Below are 24,787 nucleotides of genomic sequence, written 5' to 3'. Positions count from 1 at the left end.
GCGTTTTATTTTTGAGGTATAATAATCTCATAGAAACAAAGAAAAAGGAAAAGGAGGAAAGAGGATGCCACAGATTAGCAAAGAAGCCTTGATTGAGCAAATCAAAGATGGAATCATCGTTTCTTGTCAGGCTCTTCCTCATGAACCGCTTTATACAGAAGCGGGAGGGGTGATTCCCTTGCTGGTCAAAGCGGCTGAGCAAGGTGGAGCAGTCGGTATCCGAGCCAATAGTGTTCGCGATATCAAGGAAATCAAGGAAGTCACCAAACTTCCGATTATTGGGATAATCAAACGAGATTATCCACCTCATGAACCCTTCATCACGGCTACCATGAAAGAAGTTGATGAATTGGCAGAACTGGACATCGAGGTGATTGCTCTGGATTGTACCAAGCGTGAACGCTACGATGGCTTGGAAATTCAAGAGTTCATTCGTCAGGTTAAGGAGAAATATCCTAACCAGCTCTTGATGGCTGATACAAGTACTTTCGAAGAAGGACTAGCAGCAGTAGAAGCAGGAATTGACTTTGTCGGAACAACCTTGTCAGGATACACATCCTACAGTCCAAAAGTGGACGGTCCAGATTTTGAACTCATCAAAAAACTCTGCGATGCTGGTGTAGATGTCATTGCAGAAGGGAAAATTCATACACCAGAACAAGCCAAACAAATCCTTGAATATGGAGTGCGAGGCATCGTTGTTGGTGGCGCTATTACTAGACCAAAAGAGATTACAGAACGCTTCGTTGCTGGTCTCAAATAACACAATCTGAAAAAAGAGGAGAGTGGTGGATGAGTAGGATAAAATGAAATCGCATACAAGAAATAAAGAACTCATTATCCAAGTTGGATACGCTTATAAAATAGGAGAATACAAATGAAATTTAGAAAATTAGCTTGTACAGTACTTGCGAGTGCTGCGGTTCTTGGTCTTGCTGCTTGTGGCAATTCTGGCGGAAGTAAAGATGCTGGCAAATCAGGTGGTGACGGTGCCAAAACAGAAATCACTTGGTGGGCATTCCCAGTATTTACCCAAGAAAAAACTGGTGACGGTGTTGGAACTTATGAAAAATCAATCATCGAAGCGTTTGAAAAAGCAAATCCAGATGTAAAAGTGAAATTGGAAACCATCGACTTCAAGTCAGGCCCTGAAAAAATCACAACAGCTATCGAAGCTGGAACAGCTCCAGATGTACTCTTTGATGCACCAGGACGTATCATCCAATACGGTAAAAACGGTAAATTGGCTGAGTTGAACGACCTTTTCACAGATGAATTTGTTAAAGATGTCAACAATGAAAACATCGTACAAGCAAGTAAAGCTGGAGACAAGGCTTACATGTATCCAATTAGTTCTGCCCCATTCTACATGGCAATGAACAAGAAAATGTTAGAAGATGCTGGAGTTGCAAACCTTGTAAAAGAAGGTTGGACAACTGATGATTTTGAAAAAGTATTGAAAGCGCTCAAAGACAAGGGTTACACACCAGGTTCATTGTTCAGTTCTGGTCAAGGGGGAGACCAAGGAACACGTGCCTTTATCTCTAACCTTTATAGCGGTTCTGTAACAGATGAAAAAGTTAGCAAATATACAACTGATGATCCTAAATTCGTCAAAGGTCTTGAAAAAGCAACTAGCTGGATTAAAGACAATTTGCTCAATAATGGTTCACAATTTGACGGTGGGGCAGATATCCAAAACTTTGCCAACGGTCAAACATCTTACACAATCCTTTGGGCACCAGCTCAAAATGGTATCCAAGCTAAACTTTTAGAAGCAAGTAAGGTAGAAGTGGTAGAAGTACCATTCCCATCAGACGAAGGTAAGCCAGCTCTTGAATACCTTGTAAACGGATTTGCAGTATTCAACAACAAAGACGACAAGAAAGTCGCTGCATCTAAGAAATTTGTTCAATTTATCGCAGATGACAAAGAGTGGGGTCCAAAAGACGTAGTTCGTACAGGTGCTTTCCCAGTCCGTACTTCATTTGGAAAACTTTATGAAGACAAACGCATGGAAACAATCAGCAGCTGGACTCAATACTACTCACCATACTACAACACTATTGATGGATTTGCTGAAATGAGAACACTTTGGTTCCCAATGTTGCAATCTGTATCAAATGGTGACGAAAAACCAGCGGACGCTTTGAAAGCCTTCACTGAAAAAGCGAACGAAACAATCAAAAAAGCTATGAAACAATAGTCCTTAGTCATTCTATAAAAAGTAGTTTTTTAAAGAATCTAAGAGTGTATACCCCCTTTTCCCTCTACACAGATAGTGTAAGAAAAGGGGGGCTTTTGTTTAAAATGTAAGGAACTGTCACGAAATTAAAATGAAGTTCTTACATAAGCGAATCATAAAAAATTTCATTTTGATTTTAAAACAGTTCAAGAAAGTCAAAAAATTATTCTATTTGAAAGAGAGGTGCCGACTGTGAAAGTCAATAAAATCCGTATGAGGGAAACAGTGATTTCCTATGCTTTCCTAGCACCAGTGTTGTTCTTCTTTATTATCTTTGTTTTAGTACCAATGATTATGGGCTTCATCACAAGTTTCTTTAACTACTCTATGACTAGTTTTGAATTTGTGGGCTTAGATAACTATGTCCGTATGTTTAAAGATCCTGTCTTTACAAAATCTCTGATTAACACAGTTATTTTGGTTGTTGGCTCTGTACCGATTGTTGTTCTCTTCTCGCTCTTTGTAGCGTCACAGACCTACCATCAAAATGCTATTGCTAGATCCTTTTACCGTTTTGTCTTCTTCCTTCCAGTTGTAACAGGTAGTGTTGCCGTAACAGTTGTTTGGAAATGGATTTATGATCCGCTATCAGGTATCTTAAACTTTGTTTTGAAATCTAGTCATATCATTACACAAAATATTTCATGGCTGGGCGACAAGCACTGGGCATTGCTGGCGATTATGATTATCCTCTTGACAACGTCTGTTGGTCAACCGATTATCCTCTACATCGCAGCTATGGGGAATATTGACAATTCATTGGTTGAAGCAGCTCGTGTTGATGGTGCAACTGAATTTCAAGTTTTCTGGAAGATTAAATGGCCAAGCCTTCTTCCAACAACTCTTTATATCGCAATCATCACGACCATCAACTCCTTCCAAGTTTTCGCCTTGATTCAATTGTTGACATCTGGTGGGCCAAACTACTCTACAAGTACCTTGATGTACTACCTGTACGAAAAAGCCTTCCAATTGACAGAATACGGTTATGCTAACACCATCGGTGTCTTCTTGGCAGTCATGATTGCGATCGTAAGCTTTGTTCAATTTAAGGCGCTCGGAAACGACGTAGAATACTAAAGAAAGGAGACAGCTATGCAATCTACAGAAAAAAAACCATTAACAGCCTTTACTGTTATTTCAACAATCATTTTGCTCTTGTTGACTGTGCTGTTCATCTTTCCATTCTACTGGATTTTGACAGGGGCATTCAAATCACAACCTGATACCATTATGATTCCGCCACAATGGTTCCCTAAAATGCCAACCATGGAAAACTTCCAACAACTTATGGTGCAGAACCCTGCCTTGCAATGGATGTGGAACTCAGTATTTATCTCATTGGTAACCATGTTCTTAGTTTGTGCAACCTCATCTCTAGCAGGTTATGTATTGGCTAAAAAACGTTTCTATGGTCAACGCATTCTCTTCGCTATCTTCATCGCTGCTATGGCGCTTCCAAAACAAGTTGTCCTTGTACCATTGGTACGTATCGTCAACTTCATGGGAATTCATGACACTCTTTGGGCAGTTATCTTGCCTTTGATTGGATGGCCATTCGGTGTCTTCCTCATGAAACAATTCAGTGAAAATATCCCTACAGAGTTGCTTGAATCAGCTAAAATTGACGGTTGTGGTGAGATTCGTACCTTCTGGAGCGTAGCCTTCCCGATTGTGAAACCAGGGTTTGCAGCCCTTGCAATCTTCACCTTCATCAACACTTGGAACGACTACTTCATGCAGTTGGTAATGTTGACTTCACGTAACAATTTGACTATTTCACTTGGGGTTGCGACCATGCAGGCTGAAATGGCAACCAACTATGGTTTGATTATGGCAGGGGCTGCTCTTGCTGCTGTTCCAATCGTAACAGTCTTCCTAGTCTTCCAAAAATCCTTCACACAAGGGATTACTATGGGAGCGGTCAAAGGATAATACTCTGCGAAAATCGAATGCAAACTAGGTCAGCGTCACCTGGCCATACTTAAGTATTGCCTGCGGTTAGCATCCTAGTTTGTTCTTCAATTTTCATTGAGTACAGGAAAATCAATCTATTAAGATATAGAAGTATATTTTATAGATTTAGAGAATATAGAGGTTATAAGTGTCTACAAAATGGAGGGTATGCAGTTACTTTATGAAATTTTGTCAGACACTTATAAACTTAAGAATGCTTTTAGTTAACTATCAGAAACGAAGGAAAGAGTATGATTTTTGACGATTTGAAAAATATTACCTTTTACAAAGGGATTCATCCCAATTTAGATAAGGCTATCGACTATCTCTACCAACATCGTAAAGATTCTTTCGAGTTAGGAAAGTATGAGATTGATGGAGACAAGGTCTTTCTAGTTGTTCAGGAAAATGTCCTCAATCAAGCTGAAAATGACCAGTTTGAACATCACAAGAACTATGCAGATTTGCATTTGCTGGTAGAAGGGCATGAATATTCGAGCTACGGTTCACGTATCAAAGATGAAGCAGTAGCATTTGACGAAGCGAGTGACATTGGCTTTGTTCATTGTCATGAACACTACCCACTCTTGTTGGGTTATCACAATTTTGCGATTTTCTTCCCAGGAGAACCACATCAGCCAAATGGCTATGCAGGTATGGAAGAGAAGGTTCGCAAGTATTTGTTTAAAATTTTGATTGATTAAAAATAGGATGAATTGTCTTTTTGTAAATCTTTGACAATAATCTACCATAAAATTGCTCTTTTGAGGTAGAGAAATGAGCTCTTATTGTCAGTATCTTTATTCAGAAATACTATTGGTATGGCAGGATTGAAGTTCAGCAAAGTCTTTATGGCTGCGGGAGCAAGAGTAGGATCACTGATCAAGATTTATGGAAGGATTTTACAAATAGCTGTGAATCTAGTTGATGTATATGGTTGTATAAACTTTTAAAACGAGAGAATGAAAGCACTTTGTATTTTTTTATTAAAAGCACTTTGTATTTTTTTATTGAATATGTTAGCTTGGACAGTGCTTGCAATGATAGTCCGTGGAGGGCTAGATGGATTTAATGAGCATACTTGGAGTAGTATTTTAGTTGCTTCGCTGTCCGGGATATATATAGATTATATGTCCATAGATAAAAATAGAAAAAAGTCCAAAAGAAAAAAGAAAAAATAGCTTTGTTCATGGTAGGGACTTATGAAAGCTTTACTGATAAAAAAGAAAATAGTTTACAAAGAAAAATGATGGGGGAGCAAAGATGTCACAAAAAGGAAGAAGTCTCATCAAGGCTGCATTTGATACAGATAATTTTCTAATGCGAATTAGTGAGAAGGTTTTAGATATTGTAACAGTCAATCTTCTCTTTGTAGTAACTTGTTTGCCAATCGTAACGATTGGAGTGGCTAAAATCAGCCTCTACGAGACCATGTTCGAAGTTAAGAAGAGCAGACGTGTGCCTGTCTTTAGAATCTATTTAAGAGCTTTCAAGCAAAATCTGAAGCTCGGTCTTCAGTTAGGTCTGCTTGAGTTGGGCATTGTTTCATTAAGCCTTCTAGATCTTTATCTTTTCTGGAGTCAAACAGCTCTGCCCTTTCAATTGGTTAAAGCTATTTGTCTAGGTATTCTGATTTTCCTTACTATTGTGATGTTGGCTAGCTATCCTATCGCGGCACGTTATGACCTATCTTGGAAAGAAATTCTCCAAAAAGGATTGATGTTGGCTAGTTTTAATGCTCCTTGGTTTATCTTGATGATTGCAATTATCTTTTTGATTTTGATGATTCTATATCTATCAGCCTTTACCCTTCTATTGGGAGGATCAGCTTTTATTCTCTTTGGTTTTGGACTTCTTGCTTTTTTACAAGTGGGAGTGATGGAAAAGCTATTTGCTAAGTATGAGTAAGGGGTGCAATTATTTCTGAAACTACTTTCAAACGCTCCAGGCGCTATTCTATAAGCAAGAAACTAAAATCTAAGTGTCTATAAGATATTGAAAGCCTTTTCGGTAAAGTGTATACTAAAGAAGTAAAGAAAGAATCTGCTTTAGCAGAAAATAAAAATAATAGGAGAAAATCTATGTCAGATTTGAAAAAATACGAAGGTGTCATTCCAGCCTTCTACGCATGTTATGATGATCAAGGAGAAGTAAGTCCAGAGCGTACGCGTGCCTTGGTTCAATACTTCATTGATAAAGGTGTTCAAGGTCTTTATGTCAATGGTTCTTCTGGTGAATGTATTTACCAAAGTGTTGAAGACCGCAAGTTAATCTTGGAAGAAGTGATGGCAGTTGCCAAAGGGAAATTAACTATTATTGCCCATGTTGCTTGCAATAATACTAAAGATAGTATGGAACTAGCTCGCCATGCAGAAAGCTTGGGTGTAGATGCCATTGCAACGATTCCACCAATTTATTTCCGCTTGCCAGAATACTCAGTCGCTAAATACTGGAATGACATTAGTGCTGCAGCTCCAAACACAGACTATGTCATCTACAACATTCCTCAATTGGCAGGTGTTGCTCTGACTCCAAGTCTTTATACTGAAATGTTGAAGAATCCTCGTGTTATCGGTGTGAAGAACTCTTCTATGCCAGTTCAAGATATCCAAACTTTTGTGAGCCTTGGTGGGGAAGACCATATCGTCTTTAACGGTCCAGATGAACAGTTCTTAGGTGGTCGCCTCATGGGTGCCAAAGCTGGTATTGGTGGTACTTATGGTGCTATGCCAGAACTTTTCTTGAAACTCAATCAGTTGATTGCGGATAAAGATTTGGAAACAGCGCGTGAATTACAGTATGCTATCAACGCTATCATTGGTAAACTCACTGCTGCACATGGAAATATGTACGGTGTGATTAAGGAAGTCTTGAAGATCAATGAAGGCTTGAATATTGGTTCTGTTCGTTCACCATTGACACCAGTGACTGAAGACGATCGTCCAGTTGTAGAAGCAGCTGCAGCCTTGATTCGTGAAACCAAGGAGCGCTTCCTCTAATCCATAAGGAGGTATTTATGACACACTATGTTGCAATTGATATCGGTGGAACCAACATCAAATATGGTTTGGTTGATCAAGAGGGGCAACTTCTTGAATCGCATGAAATGCCAACAGAGGCGCATAAGGGTGGACCTCATATCTTACAAAAGACCAAAGATATCGTAGCTAGCTATTTAGAACAAGGCCCAGTAGCAGGTGTTGCCATTTCTTCTGCAGGAATGGTGGATCCTGATAAGGGGGAAATTTTCTACGCTGGACCTCAGATTCCAAATTATGCAGGAACCCAGTTCAAGAAGGAAATCGAAGAAAGCTTTGCTATTCCTTGTGAGATTGAAAATGATGTCAACTGTGCAGGTCTGGCTGAGGCAGTATCTGGTTCAGGTAAGGGAGCAAGTGTCACCCTTTGCTTGACCATTGGAACAGGTATCGGTGGTTGCTTGATTATGGATGGGAAAGTCTTCCATGGTTTTAGCAATTCGGCCTGTGAAGTCGGGTATATGCATATGCAAGATGGAGCTTTTCAGGATCTCGCTTCTACCACAGCCTTGGTGGAGTATGTAGCAACATCTCATGGAGAAGATGTTGATCAGTGGAATGGCCGACGCATTTTCAAGGAAGCCACTGAAGGCAATAAACTCTGCATGGAAGGTATTGACCGCATGGTAGACTATCTAGGAAAAGGTCTGGCAAATATTTGCTATGTTGCCAATCCAGAAGTGGTTATTCTTGGTGGTGGTATCATGGGGCAAGAGGCTATCCTCAAACCTAAGATCCGCACAGCCTTGAAAGAGGCTTTGGTACCAAGTTTAGCAGAAAAAACACGATTAGAATTTGCCCATCACCAGAATACAGCAGGTATGCTTGGTGCATATTATCATTTTAAGACAAAACAATCCTAGTTTGGCTCAGCCAAACTAGGATTTTCTGACACGTTTTTGTCTACGATAGCCGTTGAGTTTCTTATTTTCCCAGTAGCTATTAAAGATTTTTTCCTTGCTTTCGCGATTGATTTCCAAAAAGTAGGCATAAATCAAATCGATAAAGAAGAGCATAGGAAGTTGAGCGGATATTCGTTGGATGTAGGAAGGTTGGCTGTGGCTAGCAACGAGAACGGTCTCTGTATAGGTCTGGCTATCTTTATTGGGAACACTTGAAAAGAGTACAGTCTTTGCCCCCATCTCCTTGGCATCTAGTAGACTATCTAAAATAGAAGGTGTTGTACCAGAAAGTGAGAAACCAAGTACGAGACAATTTTCGTCCATAATACTGGTTGTCCAGGCAAAGCCGTCTTGATCGGTCAAAGCTTCGCAGACCACACCCAGACGCATGAAGCGCAATTTCATTTCACGAGCAACAAGGCCAGAACTCCCTGTTCCGAAGAAGTAGACACGCTCAGCATCTTCGATTAATTGGGCAATTCGTTCTAGTTGGACTTCGTCAATCAAGTCTTGTGTTTGTTCCCTCATATTGCTATAGCTTCTGAGGACTCGTTTGGTCAGTGGACTGTGCTTGGAGACTTGGTTGGCTTGTTTCTCTGCTTGGTGTTGGTATTGGAAAATGAATTCTCGGTAGCCAGTAAAGCCACACTTTTTAGCAAAGCGAGTTAGTGCGGCTTGGGAGATATGTAATTTCTGAGTGACTTGTTGAGAAGATAAATCATCTGTAATCGTTTCAGCTTGCAAAAAATAGCGAGCGATTTCTTGCTCTAGGTCTGTCATTTCTTCAAAATGTGAATCAATGACAGTTGCGATATCTGGTTTGTCCATAGGGAAGGCTCCTTTAAATGAGTCGTATTGGAAAAAGGATAGATTATTGAACTTTTACATTCATTATAACATATAATATAGGGATGAATAAATAAAAACGTATCTTGCCGTAAAAACGAAAAAAGCTTCTTTCTTTTCCATAATTTTCTGCTCAAATTATGGTACAATTAAGAGTAAGATTTTAATTATACTCTTCGAAAATCCAATTCAAACTGCGTCAGCGTTGCCTTGCCGTACTCAAGTACAGCCTGCGGCTAGCTTCCTAGTTTGCTCTTTGATTTTCATTGAGTATTAGAAATGAGACTGATTTGTATGAGAAAATTTAACAGCCATTCGATTCCGATTCGGCTTAATTTATTGTTTTCAATCGTCATTTTACTCTTTATGACCATTATTGGTCGTTTGTTGTATATGCAGGTTTTGAACAAGGATTTTTACGAAAAAAAGCTAGCCTCAGCTAGTCAGACCAAGGTCACAACCAGTTCTGCCCGTGGGGAAATTTATGATGCTAGTGGAAAACCTTTGGTAGAAAATACGTTAAAGCAGGTTGTTTCCTTTACGCGTAGTAATAAAATGACGGCTAAAGATCTGAAAGAAATCGCTAGTCAGTTGCTTGGATATGTGAGTATCAGTTCGCCCAATTTGACAGAACGCCAGTTGGCTGATTACTATTTGGCTGATCCTGAAATCTATAAAAAAACAGTGGAGGCTCTCCCAAGTGAGAAACGCTTGGATTCAGATGGCAATCGCCTATCCGAATCAGAACTGTATAACAATGCGGTCGATAGTGTCCAAGCGAGTCAACTAAACTATACAGAGGATGATAAGAAAGAAATCTATCTTTTTAGTCAGTTAAATGCCGTTGGAAACTTTGCGACAGGAACCATTGTGACAGATGCTCTGACAGATACCCAGATTGCTCTGATTGCCTCTGCTTCGAAACAATTACCCGGCATCAGTATCTCAACTTCGTGGGATCGAAAAGTTTTAGAGACTTCCCTGTCTTCTATAGTAGGTAGTGTATCCAGTGAAAAGGCTGGTCTCCCAGCGGAAGAAGCAGAGGCTTATCTTAAAAAAGGTTATTCTCTAAATGACCGTGTTGGGACCTCTTATCTAGAAAAGCAATACGAGGAAACCTTGCAAGGTAAACGCTCAGTGAAGGAAATTCATCTAGACAAGTACGGAAACATGGAAAGTGTCGAAAATATCGAAGCTGGTACGAAAGGGAATAATATTAAACTGACCATTGATTTGGCCTTCCAAGATAGCGTGGATGCTTTGCTGAAAAGTTATTTCAATTCAGAGTTGGGAAATGGTGGGGCCAAGTATTCTGAAGGCGTGTATGCAGTCGCACTTAATCCCAAAACAGGTGCTGTTTTATCCATGTCAGGGATCAAACATGACTTGAAAACAGACGAGTTAACATCGGATTCCTTGGGAACGATAACCAATGTCTTTGTCCCAGGTTCGGTTGTAAAAGCGGCAACTATTAGTTCTGGTTGGGAAAATGGTGTGTTATCTGGTAATCAAACTTTGACAGACCAGTCAATTATTTTTCAAGGTTCACCCCCTATCAATTCTTGGTATACAGCTTTTTCTGGTCCGATGCCGATTACAGCTGTTCAAGCTTTGGAGTATTCATCCAATACCTATATGGTCCAAACGGCTTTAGGGATCATGGGATTAACTTATCAACCGAATATGATTGCAGGAATTGGAAACTTAGGATCGGCTATGGGGAAATTACGCTCAACCTTTGGTGAGTATGGTTTGGGATCAGCTACAGGTATTGATTTACCAGATGAATCTACTGGCTTTATTCCTAAAGATTATGATCTAGCTAATTATATTACGAATTCATTTGGTCAATTTGATAACTATACGCCGATGCAGTTGGCTCAGTATGTGGCAACTATTGCTAACAATGGAGTTCGTGTGGCTCCTCGTATTGTTGAAGGTATTTATGGAAATAATGATAAGGGAGGACTGGGCGACTTGATTCAGCAACTGAAACCGACAGAGATGAACAAGGTCAACATTTCTGACTCCGATATGAGTATCTTGCAACAAGGATTTTATCAGGTTGCCCATGGGACTAGTGGATTGACAACTGGACGTGCCTTTTCAAATGGTGCCTTGGTATCTATTAGCGGAAAAACGGGTACAGCCGAAAGTTATGTAGCAGATGGCCAGCAAGCAACCAATACCAATGCAGTGGCCTATGCCCCATCAGATAATCCTCAAATCGCTGTAGCAGTGGTCTTTCCTCATAATACCAATCTAACAAATGGTGTAGGACCTTCCATTGCGCGTGATATTATCAATCTGTATCAAAAATACCATCCAATGAACTAGAAAGGAACATATGCTTTATCCAACACCTATTGCCAAGCTAATTGACAGTTATTCTAAGTTACCGGGTATCGGGATTAAGACGGCTACGCGTCTGGCCTTTTATACCATTGGAATGTCTGATGACGACGTCAATGAATTTGCAAAAAATCTCCTTTCTGCTAAGAGAGAATTGACCTACTGTTCCATTTGTGGACGTTTGACAGACGATGATCCTTGTTCTATCTGTACCGATCCGACTCGTGACCAGACGACGATTTTAGTTCTCGAAGATAGTCGGGATGTGGCAGCCATGGAAAACATCCAAGAATACCATGGCCTCTATCATGTCCTGCATGGCCTTATTTCTCCTATGAATGGTATCAGTCCAGATGATATCAATCTCAAGAGTCTCATGACTCGTCTGATGGATAGTGAGGTTTCAGAAGTAATCGTAGCAACCAATGCCACAGCAGATGGGGAAGCGACTTCCATGTATCTTTCCCGCTTACTCAAGCCAGCTGGGATTAAGGTCACTCGCCTGGCACGAGGCCTTGCTGTGGGAGCAGATATCGAGTATGCGGACGAAGTGACCCTCTTACGGGCTATTGAAAATCGAACAGAGTTGTAAGTGTAGACAAATTTACGAACTCCATTCATTTATAAAAAATCAAGGAGGCTGAAAATCGTTCCTATCGGCCTCTTTTTGTATAGTGTGATGGGTAGTATCAGGTTCAAATTTTAAAAAAACAAGCAAATATGATATACTAAAGAGCGAGTATTCTAGTAGAATTAGGACAAATGATATGAAACAAACGATTATTCTTTTATACGGTGGACGGAGTGCGGAACGCGAAGTCTCTGTCCTTTCAGCTGAGAGTGTCATGCGTGCGGTCAATTACAACCGTTTCACAGTTAAGACTTTCTTTATCAGTCAGTCAGGTGACTTTATCAAAACACAGGAATTTAGTCAGACTCCGGGGCAAGAGGACCGTCTCATGACCAATGAAACCATTGATTGGGATAAGAAAGTTGCACCAAGTGCCATCTACGAAGAAGGGGCAGTTGTCTTTCCAGTTCTTCACGGTCCGATGGGAGAAGATGGTTCTGTTCAAGGATTCTTGGAAGTTTTGAAAATGCCGTATGTCGGCTGTAATATCTTGTCATCTAGTCTTGCCATGGATAAAATCACGACCAAGCGTGTGTTAGAATCTGCTGGCATTGCCCAAGTTCCTTATGTGGCTATCGTTGAAGGCGATGATGTGACTGCTAAAATCGCTGAAGTGGAAGAAAAATTGGCTTATCCAGTCTTCACCAAACCGTCAAACATGGGGTCTAGTGTCGGTATTTCTAAGTCTGAAAATCAAGAAGAACTTCGTCAGGCTTTGGAACTTGCCTTTCAATATGACAGCCGTGTCTTGGTAGAGCAAGGAGTAAATGCCCGTGAAATTGAGGTTGGCCTCTTGGGTAACTACGATGTCAAGAGCACGCTACCTGGAGAAGTTGTCAAGGACGTTGCCTTTTATGACTACGATGCCAAGTATATTGATAACAAGATTACTATGGATATTCCTGCCAAAATCAGTGATGATGTGGTAGCTGTCATGCGTCAAAATGCAGAAACGGCCTTCCGTGCCATTGGTGGCCTCGGTCTCTCTCGTTGCGATTTCTTCTATACAGATAAGGGAGAGATTTTTCTAAACGAGCTTAATACCATGCCAGGTTTCACCCAGTGGTCAATGTATCCACTGCTTTGGGACAATATGGGAATCAGCTACCCAGAACTAATCGAGCGTTTGGTTGACCTTGCCAAGGAAAGTTTTGACAAGCGCGAAGCGCATTTGCTATAAAATGAAAGAGAGGGTAGGAGCCAGAACCATCACTGCAAGGTGATCATAGTTCTCGGACTTCGACCCTTTTTAAAGGAGTAGAAATGAAATTAACAATCCATGAAGTGACTCAAGTTGTAGGAGCTAAAAATGATATCAGCATCTTTGAGAACACCCAGTTAGAGAAGGCTGAGTTTGACAGTCGCTTAATCGCGACGGGGGACTTGTTTGTGCCCCTCAAAGGTGCGCGTGACGGTCATGACTTTATCGAAACAGCTTTTGACAATGGCGCTGCTGTAACCCTGTCTGAGAAAGAGCTTGCAAATCATCCTTACATTTTAGTAGACGATGTGTTGACTGCCTTTCAACAACTAGCTGCCTACTATCTTGAGAAAATGGCTGTTGATGTCTTTGCAGTTACAGGTTCAAATGGCAAGACAACGACCAAGGATATGTTGGCGCACTTGCTATCAACAACCTACAAAACCTACAAAACACAAGGCAATTACAATAACGAGATCGGCCTTCCCTACACAGTTCTTCATATGCCTGAAGGAACAGAAAAGTTGGTTTTGGAGATGGGGCAGGATCACTTGGGCGATATTCATCTCTTGTCTGAGTTGGCTCATCCAAAGACAGCCATCGTGACCTTGGTTGGAGAAGCCCATTTGGCCTTTTTCAAAGACCGTTCGGAGATCGCTAAAGGGAAAATGCAAATTGCAGATGGTATGGTATCGGGTTCCTTGCTTTTGGCACCAGCTGACTCCATTGTAGAGGACTACTTGCCAACAGATAAAAAGGTAGTCCGTTTTGGGCCAGGAGCAGAGTTGGAAATTACAGACTTGATTGAGCGCAAGGACAGTCTGACCTTTAAGGCTAATTTCTTGGAACAAGCCCTCGATTTGCCAGTGACTGGTAAGTACAATGCCACCAATGCTATGATTGCGTCCTATGTTGTCCTACAAGAAGGGGTTTCAGAGGAGCAAATTCGTCAGGCCTTCCAAAATCTTGAATTGACGCGTAATCGTACCGAGTGGAAGAAAGCAGCCAATGGAGCAGATATCCTATCAGATGTGTATAATGCCAACCCAACTGCTATGAAGCTGATTTTAGAGACTTTCTCTGCCATCCCAGCCAATGAAGGTGGCAAAAAAATTGCTGTCTTGGCGGATATGAAGGAACTTGGTGACCAGTCTGTTCAACTCCATAACCAGATGATTTTGAGTCTCTCTCCAGATGTGCTTGATACCGTGATTTTCTATGGAGAAGACATTGCTGAATTAGCCAAATTGGCCAGTCAAATGTTCCCAATTGGCCACGTTTACTACTTCAAGAAAACAGAAGACCAAGACCAATTTGAAGACCTAGTCAAGCAGGTCAAGGAAAGTCTAGGAGCCCACGACCAAATCCTACTCAAAGGCTCCAATTCTATGAATCTAGCCAAATTGGTAGAAAGTTTAGAACATGAAGACAAGTGATTTTGTCAAACATTTACGTATTTCTAAATCCATTTTTCTTAAGTAGCATGGTATAATAAAATGCAGGAAAATTTTGAATCATGAGGAAGACTAAATGAATTTATGGGATATTTTTTTTACAACTCAGGCAACCGAGCCGCCCAAATTTGACCTTTTTTGGTATGTCAGTATATTTACACTCTTGGCTTTGATCTTTTATACAGCCTATCGTTATCGTGAAAAGAAGGTTTACCAACGATTTTTCCAGATTTTACAGGCCGTTCAGTTAATCCTACTTTATGGTTGGTACTGGGTCAATCATATGCCACTATCAGAAAGCTTACCCTTTTACCATTGCCGTATGGCCATGTTTGTGGTACTTTTGCTTCCTGGTCAGTCCAAATATAGGCAGTATTTTGCATTACTAGGAACATTTGGGACATTAGCAGCCTTTGTTTATCCAGTGTCAGATGCCTATCCTTTCCCCCATATCACCATTTTATCCTTTATTTTTGGGCATTTAGCACTCTTGGGGAACTCTCTGGTTTATCTCTTGAGACAGTATAATGCGCGATTGCTGGATGTGAAGGGGATTTTTCTCATGACCTTTGCATTAAATGCTTTGATTTTTATGGTCAATTTGGTAACAGGTGGAGATTACGGATTCTTGACAAAACCGCCATTGGTTGGAGATCACGGCTTAGTGGCTAATTATTTAATCGTTTCTCTGGCCCTGTCAGCAGCGATTACGTTGACAAAGAAAATTTTAGAACTATTTTTAGAACAAGAAGCAGAAAAAATGATTGCAAAGAAAGCTTAACACAGAGCTTTCTTTTTTTGTCTTAGAGAGTTTTTACAAGCAGCTTACAAAATAAGAATTTCTGAACATAGAAACTCAAAAAATGGCTGGGAAATTTAGGAAAAAAGCAAGCACGATTAAATTTTTTGTGTTATAATATTCTGTGAATAGCTATGCCTATGTTTAGCTATGGAATAATACGAAGTGCGAAACTTGGAAGATAGAGAGGATGCGATGTAATGGCTAGAGAAGGCTTTTTTACAGGTCTAGATATTGGAACAAGCTCTGTCAAGGTGCTTGTGGCCGAGCAGAGAAATGGTGAATTAAATGTAATTGGCGTGAGTAATGCCAAAAGTAAAGGTGTAAAGGATGGAATTATTGTTGATATTGATGCAGCAGCAACTGCTATCAAGTCAGCCATTTCCCAAGCAGAAGAAAAGGCAGGTATTTCGATTAAATCAGTGAATGTCGGCTTGCCTGGTAATCTTTTGCAGGTCGAACCAACTCAAGGGATGATTCCAGTAACATCTGATACCAAGGAAATTACGGATCAAGATGTTGAAAATGTTGTCAAATCAGCTTTGACAAAGAGTATGACACCTGACCGTGAAGTCATTACCTTTATTCCTGAAGAATTTATTGTGGATGGTTTCCAAGGGATTCGTGACCCACGTGGCATGATGGGGGTTCGCCTTGAAATGCGTGGCTTGCTTTATACAGGCCCTCGTACTATCTTGCACAATTTGCGTAAGACGGTTGAGCGTGCAGGTGTTCAGGTTGAAAATATTATCATTTCGCCACTAGCAATGGTTCAATCAGTTTTGAACGAAGGTGAACGTGAATTTGGTGCTACAGTGATTGATATGGGGGCAGGTCAAACGACTGTCGCTACAATCCGCAACCAAGAACTCCAATTCACACATATTCTCCAAGAAGGTGGAGATTATGTAACTAAAGATATCTCCAAGGTTTTGAAAACCTCTCGCAAATTAGCAGAAGGCTTGAAACTGAATTACGGGGAAGCCTATCCGCCTCTTGCAAGCAAAGAAACCTTCCAAGTAGAAGTTATTGGAGAAGTAGAAGCAGTCGAAGTGACGGAAGCCTACTTGTCAGAAATTATTTCTGCACGAATCAAGCACATCCTTGAACAAATTAAGCAAGAATTAGATAGAAGACGTCTATTGGAGCTCCCTGGTGGAATTGTCTTAATCGGTGGAAATGCTATTTTACCGGGTATGGTAGAATTGGCTCAAGAAGTCTTTGGCGTTCGTGTCAAACTCTATGTTCCAAACCAAGTTGGTATCCGTAATCCAGCCTTTGCGCATGTGATTAGTTTATCAGAATTTGCTGGACAATTGACAGAAGTCAATCTTTTGGCTCAAAGAGCGGTCAAGGGTGAAGTTGCTCTGACTCATCAACCAATTAGTTTTGGGGGAATGATACAGAAAACAGCTCAGTTTGTACAATCAACGCCTGTTCAACCAGCTCCTGCTCCAGAAGTAGAGCCGGTGGCGCCTACAGAACCAATGGCGGATTTCCAACAAGCTTCACAAAATAAACCGAAATTAGCAGATCGTTTCCGTGGCTTGATCGGAAGCATGTTTGACGAATAAAGAGGAAAAATAAATTATGACATTTTCATTTGATACAGCTGCTGCTCAAGGTGCAGTGATTAAAGTAATTGGTGTCGGTGGAGGTGGTGGCAATGCCATCAACCGTATGGTCGACGAAGGTGTTACAGGCGTAGAATTTATCGCAGCAAACACAGATGTACAAGCATTGAGTAGTACAAAAGCTGAGACTGTAATTCAGTTGGGACCTAAATTGACTCGTGGTTTGGGTGCAGGAGGTCAACCTGAGGTTGGTCGTAAAGCTGCTGAAGAAAGCGAAGAAACACTGACGGAAGCTATCAGTGGTGCAGATATGGTCTTCATCACTGCTGGTATGGGAGGAGGCTCTGGAACTGGAGCTGCTCCTGTTATTGCTCGTATCGCCAAAGATTTAGGTGCTCTTACAGTTGGTGTTGTGACACGTCCTTTCGGTTTTGAAGGAAGCAAGCGTGGACAATTTGCTGTAGAAGGAATCAATCAACTTCGTGAGCATGTAGATACTCTATTGATTATTTCGAACAACAACTTACTTGAAATTGTTGATAAGAAAACACCGCTCTTGGAGGCTCTTAGCGAAGCGGATAACGTTCTTCGTCAAGGTGTTCAAGGGATTACTGATTTGATTACTAATCCAGGATTGATTAACCTTGACTTTGCCGATGTGAAAACGGTGATGGCAAACAAAGGGAATGCTCTTATGGGTATTGGTATCGGTAGTGGAGAAGAACGTGTTGTTGAAGCAGCGCGTAAGGCAATTTACTCTCCACTTCTTGAAACAACAATTGATGGAGCAGAAGATGTGATTGTCAACGTTACTGGTGGTCTTGATTTAACCTTGATTGAAGCAGAAGAGGCTTCACAAATTGTGAACCAAGCAGCAGGTCAAGGAGTGAACATCTGGCTCGGTACTTCAATTGATGAAAGTATGCGTGATGAAATTCGTGTAACAGTTGTCGCAACAGGTGTTCGTCAAGACCGCGTAGAGAAGGTTGTTGCTCCACAAGCTAGACCTACTACTAACTACCGTGAGACAGTGAAACCAGCTCATTCACATGGCTTTGATCGTCATTTTGATATGGCAGAAACAGCTGAATTGCCAAAACAAAATCCACGTCGTTTGGAACCAACTCAAGCATCTGCTTTTGGTGATTGGGATCTTCGCCGTGAATCGATTGTTCGTACAACAGATTCAGTCGTTTCTCCAGTTGAACGCTTTGAAGCCCCAACATCACAAGATGAAGATGAGTTGGATACACCTCCATTTTTCAAAAATCGTTAAGTAAATGAATGTAAAAGAAAATACAGAACTTGTTTTTCGAGAAGTCGCAGAGGCGAGTCTGAATGCTCATCGCGAGAGTGGCTCAGTCTCTGTCATTGCAGTTACCAAGTATGTAGATGTACCGACAGCGGAAGCCTTGCTTCCGCTAGGTGTTCATCATATCGGTGAAAATCGTGTCGATAAGTTTCTGGAAAAATATGAAGCTTTAAAAGATCGAGATGTGACTTGGCATTTGATTGGTACCTTGCAAAGACGTAAGGTGAAAGATGTCATTCAATACGTTGATTATTTCCATGCCTTGGATTCAGTCAAGCTAGCAGAGGAAATTCAAAAAAGAAGTGACCGAGTCATCAAGTGTTTTCTTCAAGTAAATATTTCTAAAGAAGAAAGCAAACACGGTTTTTCGAGAGAGGAACTGCTGGAAATCTTGCCAGAGTTAGCCAGACTAGATAAGATTGAATATGTTGGTTTAATGACGATGGCACCTTTTGAGGCTAGCAGTGAGCAGTTGAAAGAGATTTTCAATGCGACCCAAGATTTACAAAAAGAAATTCAAGAAAAACAAATTCCAAATATGCCTATGACCGAGTTAAGTATGGGAATGAGTCGTGATTATAAAGAAGCGATTCAATTCGGTTCCACCTTTGTTCGTATAGGTACATCATTTTTTAAGTAGGAGAGAACCATGTCTTTAAAAGATAGATTCGATAGATTTATAGATTATTTTACGGAGGATGAGGATTCAAGTCTCCCTTATGAAAAAAGAGATGAGCCTGTGTTAACTCCAGTAAATTCTTCACAGGAACCGGCTCTCCCAATGCATCAACCTTCACAGTCTGCTGGTGCAAAAGATAGCAATATCACCAGACTTCATGCAAGACAACAGGAATTGGCAAATCAGAGTCAGCGTGCAACGGATAAGGTCATTATAGATGTTCGTTATCCTAGAAAATATGAGGATGCAACAGAAATTGTTGATTTATTGGCAGGAAACGAAAGTATCTTGATTGATTTTCAATATATGACTGAAGTGCAGGCTCGTCGTTGTTTGGACTATTTGGATGGAGCTTGTCATGTTTTAGCTGGAAATTTGAAAAAGGTAGCATCTACTATGTATCTGTTAACACCAGTGAATGTTATTGTGAATGTAGAAGATATTCGTTTACCAGATGAAGAACAAAATGGTGAGTTTGGCTTTGATATGAAGCGAAATAGAGTACGATAATGATTTTTTTAATTCGTATGATTTATAATGCAGTAGATATTTACTCCCTGATTTTGGTGGCCTTTGCTGTCATGTCTTGGTTTCCAGGCGCCTACGAATCAAGTTTAGGTCGTTGGATTGTAGCGTTGGTAAAACCAGTGCTTGCTCCCTTGCAACGCCTGCCTTTACAGATAGCGGGTCTTGATTTATCTGTTTGGGTTGCGATTGTTTTGATTCGATTTTTAGGAGAAAACCTAGTCCGTTTTCTGGCGATGATAGGATGAATAAAGGGATTTACCAGCATTTCTCCATAGAAGATCGTCCATTTCTTGACAAGGGAATGGAATGGATAAAGAAGGTAGAAGATAGCTATGCTCCTTTTTTAACTCCTTTTATCAATCCTCATCAGGAGAAGCTATTAAAGATTTTGGCCAAAACTTATGGTCTTGCTTGTAGCAGTAGTGGGGAGTTCGTCTCGAGTGAGTATGTTCGAGTTTTATTATACCCAGATTATTTCCAACCAGAGTTTTCAGATTTTGAAATATCTCTCCAGGAAATAGTGTATTCCAATAAATTTGAACACTTAACGCATGCTAAGATTTTAGGGACAGTCATCAATCAATTAGGGATTGAACGGAAACTTTTTGGAGATATCCTAGTAGATGAAGAACGGGCGCAGATTATGGTCAATCAGCAATTTCTTCTTCTCTTTCAAGATGGATTAAAGAAAATTGGCCGTATACCCGTTTCGCTGGAGGAACGTCCTTTCACCGAGAAAATAGATAAGCTAGAGCAGTACCGAGAGCTGGATTTATCTGTGTCTAGTTTCCGATTAGATGTTCTTTTATCAAATGTTTTAAAACTATCTAGGAATCAAGCAAACCAGTTGATTGAAAAGAAACTTGTCCAAGTAAATTATCATGTGGTAGACAAATCAGATTATATTGTTCAAGTTGGAGACTTGATTAGTGTAAGAAAATTTGGGCGCTTGAGATTGCTTCAAGATAAGGGACAAACAAAAAAAGAGAAGAAAAAAATAACCGTCCAGTTATTATTAAGTAAGTGAGGAATAGAATGCCAATTACATCATTAGAAATAAAGGACAAAACCTTTGGAACTCGATTCAGAGGTTTTGATCCAGAAGAAGTCGATGAATTTTTAGATATTGTGGTTCGTGATTACGAAGATCTTGTTCGTGCGAATCATGATAAAGATTTGCGTATTAAGAGTTTAGAAGAGCGTTTGTCTTACTTTGACGAAATGAAAGATTCATTGAGCCAGTCTGTATTGATTGCCCAAGATACAGCTGAGCGAGTGAAACAGGCGGCGCATGAACGTTCAAACAATATCATTCATCAAGCAGAGCAGGATGCGCAACGCTTGTTGGAAGAAGCTAAATATAAGGCAAACGAGATTCTTCGTCAAGCAACTGATAATGCTAAGAAAGTTGCTGTTGAAACCGAAGAATTGAAGAACAAGAGTCGTGTCTTCCACCAACGTCTTAAATCTACAATTGAGAGCCAGTTAGCTATTGTTGAATCTTCAGATTGGGAAGATATTCTCCGTCCAACAGCTACTTATCTTCAAACCAGTGATGAAGCCTTTAAAGAAGTGGTTAGCGAAGTGCTTGGAGAACCGATTCCAGCTCCAATTGAAGAAGAACCAATTGATATGACACGTCAGTTCTCTCAAGCAGAAATGGCAGAGTTACAGGCTCGTATTGAGGCAGCCAATAAAGAATTGGCTGAATTTGAAGCTCAGGCTAAACAGGGAGTGGAAAATCCAACTCCTGTAGTGAGTCCTCAAATGGAAGAAGAGCCTGCTCATCCAGTTGGTCCAATGTACGAAGAACCAGAAGTAGCTCCAGTACATCCTTCGGCTCCAACACCAGCTACAGAAACGTTTGATTCAGCACCAGGATTTGAAGCACCGCAAGAATCCGTTACAATTTTATAAGAAATATTCTGAGAACAATATCTTATCCTTATATTTCCAGCGAGCAGGAGATGGTGTGAGTCCTGCATTCCCTAACGATAAGATTATCCTCTCAAAAACTCAAGTCTGAATGGAGTAAGATTTGACGTTCCCCACGTTACGGGATAAGAGGGAGAAAGACTAGATCTTTTTCCGAATAAAGGTGGTACCACGATTTTCGTCCTTTTTGGCAGTCGTGGTTTTTAATTTGTTATTATTTATAAAGGAGATACCATGAAACTCAAAGATACCCTTAATCTTGGGAAAACAGCTTTCCCAATGCGTGCAGGCCTTCCGACCAAAGAGCCAGTTTGGCAAAAGGAATGGGAAGATGCAAAACTTTATCAACGTCGTCAAGAATTGAACCAAGGAAAACCTCATTTCACCTTGCATGATGGCCCTCCATACGCGAACGGAAATATTCACGTTGGACACGCTATGAACAAGATTTCAAAAGATATCATTGTTCGTTCAAAATCAATGTCAGGTTTTTACGCACCATTTATCCCAGGTTGGGATACTCATGGTCTGCCAATCGAGCAAGTTTTGGCAAAACAAGGTGTCAAACGTAAAGAAATGGACTTGGTTGAGTACTTGAAACTTTGTCGTGAATACGCTCTTTCTCAAGTAGATAAACAACGTGAAGACTTTAAACGTTTGGGTGTTTCTGGTGACTGGGAAAATCCATATGTGACTTTGACTCCTGACTATGAAGCAGCCCAAATCCGTGTCTTTGGTGAGATGGCTAATAAAGGCTATATCTACCGTGGTGCAAAACCAGTTTACTGGTCATGGTCATCTGAGTCTGCCCTTGCCGAAGCCGAGATTGAATACCATGACTTGGTTTCAACTTCTCTTTACTATGCCAACAAGGTTAAGGACGGAAAAGGTATCCTAGATACAGATACTTATATCGTAGTCTGGACAACAACTCCATTTACCATCACAGCTTCTCGTGGTTTGACTGTTGGTGCAGATATTGATTACGTTTTGGTTCAACCTGCTGGTGAAGCTCGTAAGTTTGTGGTTGCTGCAGAATTATTGACTAGCTTGTCTGAAAAATTTGGCTGGGTTGATGTTCAAGTCTTGGCAACTTACCGTGGTCAAGAACTCAACCACATCGTAACAGAACACCCATGGGATACAGCTGTAGATGAATTGGTGATCCTTGGTGACCACGTTACAACTGACTCTGGTACAGGTATTGTCCATACAGCCCCTGGTTTTGGTGAGGACGACTACAATGTTGGTATTGCTAATGGTCTTGAAGTCGCAGTGACTGTTGACGAACGTGGTATCATGATGAAGAATGCTGGTCCTGAGTTTGAAGGTCAATTCTATGAAAAGGTAGTTCCAACTGTTATCGAGAAACTTGGTAACCTCCTTCTTGCCCAAGAAGAAATCTCTCACTCATACCCATTTGACTGGCGTACTAAGAAACCAATCATCTGGCGTGCAGTACCACAATGGTTTGCCTCAGTTTCTAAATTCCGCCAAGAAATCTTGGATGAAATTGAAAAAGTGAAATTCCACTCAGAATGGGGTAAAGTCCGTCTTTACAATATGATTCGTGACCGTGGTGACTGGGTCATCTCTCGTCAACGTGCTTGGGGTGTTCCGCTTCCAATTTTCTACGCTGAAGATGGTACAGCGATCATGACTGCTGAAACTATTGAACACGTGGCTCAACTCTTTGAGGAACATGGTTCAAGCATTTGGTGGGAACGTGATGCTAAGGACCTCTTGCCAGAAGGATTTACTCATCCAGGTTCACCAAATGGAGAGTTCAAAAAAGAAACAGATATCATGGACGTTTGGTTTGACTCAGGTTCATCATGGAATGGAGTGGTAGTAAACCGTCCTGAGTTGACTTACCCTGCAGACCTTTACCTAGAAGGTTCTGACCAGTACCGTGGTTGGTTCAACTCTTCACTCATCACATCTGTTGCCAACCATGGCGTAGCACCTTACAAGCAAATCTTGTCACAAGGTTTTGCTCTTGACGGTAAAGGTGAGAAGATGTCTAAATCTCTTGGAAATACCATTGCTCCAAGCGATGTTGAAAAACAATTTGGTGCAGAAATCTTGCGTCTCTGGGTAACAAGCGTAGACTCAAGCAACGACGTGCGTATCTCTATGGATATCTTGAGCCAAGTTTCTGAAACTTACCGCAAGATCCGTAACACTCTTCGTTTCTTGATTGCCAATACATCTGACTTTAATCCAGCTCAAGATGCAGTCGCTTACGATGAACTTCGTTCAGTTGATAAGTACATGACGATTCGCTTTAACCAGCTTGTCAAGACCATTCGTGATGCTTATGCAAACTTTGAATTCTTGACAATCTATAAGGCATTGGTGAACTTTATCAACGTTGACTTGTCAGCCTTCTACCTTGATTTTGCCAAAGATGTTGTTTACATCGAAGGTGCCAAATCATTGGAACGCCGTCAAATGCAGACTGTCTTCTATGACATTCTTGTCAAAATTACCAAACTCTTGACACCAATCCTTCCTCACACTGCGGAAGAAATCTGGTCATATCTTGAGTTTGAAGCTGAAGATTTTGTTCAATTGTCAGAATTACCAGAAGCTCAAACTTTTGCTAATCAAGAGGAAATCTTGGATACATGGGCTGCCTTCATGGACTTCCGTGGACAAGCTCAAAAAGCCTTGGAAGAAGCGCGTAATGCAAAAGTTATCGGTAAATCACTTGAAGCACACTTGATAGTTTATCCAAACGAAGTTGTGAAAACTCTACTTGAAGCAGTAAACAGCAATGTGGCTCAACTCTTGATCGTGTCAGACTTGACCATCGCAGAAGGACCAGCTCCAGAAGCTGCCGTTAGCTTCGAAGATGTCGCCTTTACAGTTGAACGCGCTGCAGGTGAAGTATGTGACCGCTGCCGTCGCATCGACCCAACAACAGCAGAACGTAGCTACCACGCAGTTATCTGTGATCACTGTGCAAGCATCGTAGAAGAAAACTTTGCGGACGCAGTCTCAGAAGGATTTGAAGAGAAGTAAGGTTGAAAAGTCTCTATGCGTCTAGTATATAAAAATCAGTTATTCCAAGTTTATAATCTCTCTTGTGAGATGCTAAAGTTTAATGAGAATTGGTTTTGCTAATACTAGGAGAAAGTAAGTATGCTAAAATCGCAAGATTGTTTTTCTTGCGATTTCTTAAACTAGTGAGGAAAAATAAACATTATGAGACAAACAAATGTTAGAGGAAGCTTGTCCCTCCGTGGCTTTAGAAAATTGAGAACAGGTGCAATTGTTGCGACAGGTGTCATTTTGCTAGGTCTGGGCTTTTTAGCTCCAACTGTGTCAGC

The 24,787-nt window shown here is 40.8% G+C and carries 23 protein-coding genes; 22 read left to right on the top strand and 1 reads right to left on the bottom strand.

Going from position 1 to position 24,787, the window contains the following annotated elements; genetic code table 11:
- Positions 1–64: 64 nt before the first annotated feature.
- From HT725_RS04945 to HT725_RS04910, 9 genes are all read left to right on the top strand, one after another.
- Positions 65–763 (top strand): N-acetylmannosamine-6-phosphate 2-epimerase, encoded by a 699-nt coding sequence (locus HT725_RS04945; protein ID WP_173253165.1) that lies wholly within the window; start codon positions 65–67, stop codon positions 761–763.
- Positions 764–877: 114 nt separating this feature from the next.
- Positions 878–2,206, top strand: a complete 1,329-nt coding sequence (locus HT725_RS04940; protein WP_173249590.1) for an ABC transporter substrate-binding protein — start codon at positions 878–880, stop codon at positions 2,204–2,206.
- 252 nt (positions 2,207–2,458) lie between these two features.
- Complete coding sequence (locus HT725_RS04935; RefSeq protein ID WP_162278974.1) at positions 2,459–3,325, top strand: sugar ABC transporter permease; 867 nt, start codon at positions 2,459–2,461, stop codon at positions 3,323–3,325.
- A gap of 15 nt (positions 3,326–3,340) precedes the next feature.
- Entirely contained in the window at positions 3,341–4,180 is an 840-nt protein-coding gene (locus HT725_RS04930) for a carbohydrate ABC transporter permease (RefSeq protein ID WP_001192006.1), read from the top strand.
- 272 nt (positions 4,181–4,452) lie between these two features.
- Positions 4,453–4,905 carry a YhcH/YjgK/YiaL family protein gene (locus tag HT725_RS04925; RefSeq protein WP_000575448.1) on the top strand — a complete coding sequence of 151 codons (453 nt, stop codon included), beginning with the start codon at positions 4,453–4,455 and terminating at the stop codon, positions 4,903–4,905.
- Between the two features lie 117 nt (positions 4,906–5,022).
- Positions 5,023–5,154 (top strand): hypothetical protein, encoded by a 132-nt coding sequence (locus HT725_RS10395; RefSeq protein ID WP_275690225.1) that lies wholly within the window; start codon positions 5,023–5,025, stop codon positions 5,152–5,154.
- A gap of 310 nt (positions 5,155–5,464) precedes the next feature.
- Positions 5,465–6,109: a YesL family protein gene (locus HT725_RS04920; RefSeq protein WP_173218880.1), complete on the top strand. Its 645-nt coding sequence runs from the start codon at positions 5,465–5,467 to the stop codon at positions 6,107–6,109.
- Between the two features lie 173 nt (positions 6,110–6,282).
- The gene (locus tag HT725_RS04915; protein WP_001281483.1) at positions 6,283–7,200 is read left to right on the top strand and encodes a dihydrodipicolinate synthase family protein; all 918 of its coding nucleotides are present in this window, start codon (positions 6,283–6,285) and stop codon (positions 7,198–7,200) included.
- Positions 7,201–7,217: 17 nt separating this feature from the next.
- Complete coding sequence (locus tag HT725_RS04910) at positions 7,218–8,102, top strand: ROK family protein (protein WP_173253164.1); 885 nt, start codon at positions 7,218–7,220, stop codon at positions 8,100–8,102.
- 15 nt (positions 8,103–8,117) lie between these two features.
- On the opposite strand, the gene HT725_RS04905 is transcribed toward HT725_RS04910, so the two are convergent.
- Complete coding sequence (locus HT725_RS04905; protein WP_173253163.1) at positions 8,118–8,969, bottom strand: MurR/RpiR family transcriptional regulator; 852 nt, start codon at positions 8,967–8,969, stop codon at positions 8,118–8,120.
- A gap of 297 nt (positions 8,970–9,266) precedes the next feature.
- On the opposite strand from HT725_RS04905, the gene pbp2b reads away from it, so the two are divergent.
- The 13 genes from pbp2b to ileS all read left to right on the top strand — a co-directional run bounded on the left by pbp2b (position 9,267) and on the right by ileS (position 24,479).
- Positions 9,267–11,324: a penicillin-binding protein PBP2B gene (pbp2b, locus tag HT725_RS04900; protein WP_173253162.1), complete on the top strand. Its 2,058-nt coding sequence runs from the start codon at positions 9,267–9,269 to the stop codon at positions 11,322–11,324.
- 10 nt (positions 11,325–11,334) lie between these two features.
- The gene (recR, locus tag HT725_RS04895; protein WP_000966754.1) at positions 11,335–11,931 is read left to right on the top strand and encodes a recombination mediator RecR; all 597 of its coding nucleotides are present in this window, start codon (positions 11,335–11,337) and stop codon (positions 11,929–11,931) included.
- Between the two features lie 175 nt (positions 11,932–12,106).
- Complete coding sequence (locus HT725_RS04890; protein ID WP_000814698.1) at positions 12,107–13,150, top strand: D-alanine--D-alanine ligase; 1,044 nt, start codon at positions 12,107–12,109, stop codon at positions 13,148–13,150.
- Between the two features lie 83 nt (positions 13,151–13,233).
- The gene (murF, locus tag HT725_RS04885; protein WP_173253161.1) at positions 13,234–14,607 is read left to right on the top strand and encodes a UDP-N-acetylmuramoyl-tripeptide--D-alanyl-D-alanine ligase; all 1,374 of its coding nucleotides are present in this window, start codon (positions 13,234–13,236) and stop codon (positions 14,605–14,607) included.
- Between the two features lie 94 nt (positions 14,608–14,701).
- Complete coding sequence (locus HT725_RS04880) at positions 14,702–15,406, top strand: TIGR02206 family membrane protein (RefSeq protein WP_173220112.1); 705 nt, start codon at positions 14,702–14,704, stop codon at positions 15,404–15,406.
- Between the two features lie 218 nt (positions 15,407–15,624).
- The gene (gene ftsA / locus HT725_RS04875; RefSeq protein WP_000090392.1) at positions 15,625–16,998 is read left to right on the top strand and encodes a cell division protein FtsA; all 1,374 of its coding nucleotides are present in this window, start codon (positions 15,625–15,627) and stop codon (positions 16,996–16,998) included.
- A gap of 16 nt (positions 16,999–17,014) precedes the next feature.
- The gene (ftsZ, locus tag HT725_RS04870; RefSeq protein WP_000144272.1) at positions 17,015–18,274 is read left to right on the top strand and encodes a cell division protein FtsZ; all 1,260 of its coding nucleotides are present in this window, start codon (positions 17,015–17,017) and stop codon (positions 18,272–18,274) included.
- A 4-nt stretch (positions 18,275–18,278) separates the two neighbouring features.
- Positions 18,279–18,950 (top strand): YggS family pyridoxal phosphate-dependent enzyme, encoded by a 672-nt coding sequence (locus HT725_RS04865; protein WP_173220115.1) that lies wholly within the window; start codon positions 18,279–18,281, stop codon positions 18,948–18,950.
- Between the two features lie 9 nt (positions 18,951–18,959).
- Positions 18,960–19,499, top strand: coding sequence for a cell division protein SepF (locus tag HT725_RS04860; RefSeq protein ID WP_172931413.1), 540 nt, complete (start codon positions 18,960–18,962; stop codon positions 19,497–19,499).
- Positions 19,499–19,762 (top strand): YggT family protein, encoded by a 264-nt coding sequence (locus HT725_RS04855; RefSeq protein WP_000576512.1) that lies wholly within the window; start codon positions 19,499–19,501, stop codon positions 19,760–19,762. The genes HT725_RS04860 and HT725_RS04855 overlap by 1 nt, the downstream gene beginning before the upstream one ends.
- Positions 19,759–20,544, top strand: coding sequence for an RNA-binding protein (locus HT725_RS04850; RefSeq protein WP_050207847.1), 786 nt, complete (start codon positions 19,759–19,761; stop codon positions 20,542–20,544). Before HT725_RS04855 ends, HT725_RS04850 begins: the two co-directional genes overlap by 4 nt.
- An 8-nt stretch (positions 20,545–20,552) precedes the next feature.
- A complete protein-coding gene (locus HT725_RS04845; RefSeq protein ID WP_001123176.1) occupies positions 20,553–21,434 on the top strand; it encodes a DivIVA domain-containing protein in 882 nt (293 codons plus the stop codon).
- Between the two features lie 252 nt (positions 21,435–21,686).
- Positions 21,687–24,479 (top strand): isoleucine--tRNA ligase, encoded by a 2,793-nt coding sequence (gene ileS, locus HT725_RS04840; protein ID WP_173253160.1) that lies wholly within the window; start codon positions 21,687–21,689, stop codon positions 24,477–24,479.
- The last annotated feature ends 308 nt before the right edge of the window (positions 24,480–24,787 follow it).

It is taken from the genome of Streptococcus sp. 2579 (assembly GCF_013277195.1).
Lineage (GTDB): Bacteria > Bacillota > Bacilli > Lactobacillales > Streptococcaceae > Streptococcus.
Note: the sequence above shows the minus strand (reverse complement) of the source record. Positions and strands in the feature narration are given on the sequence as shown.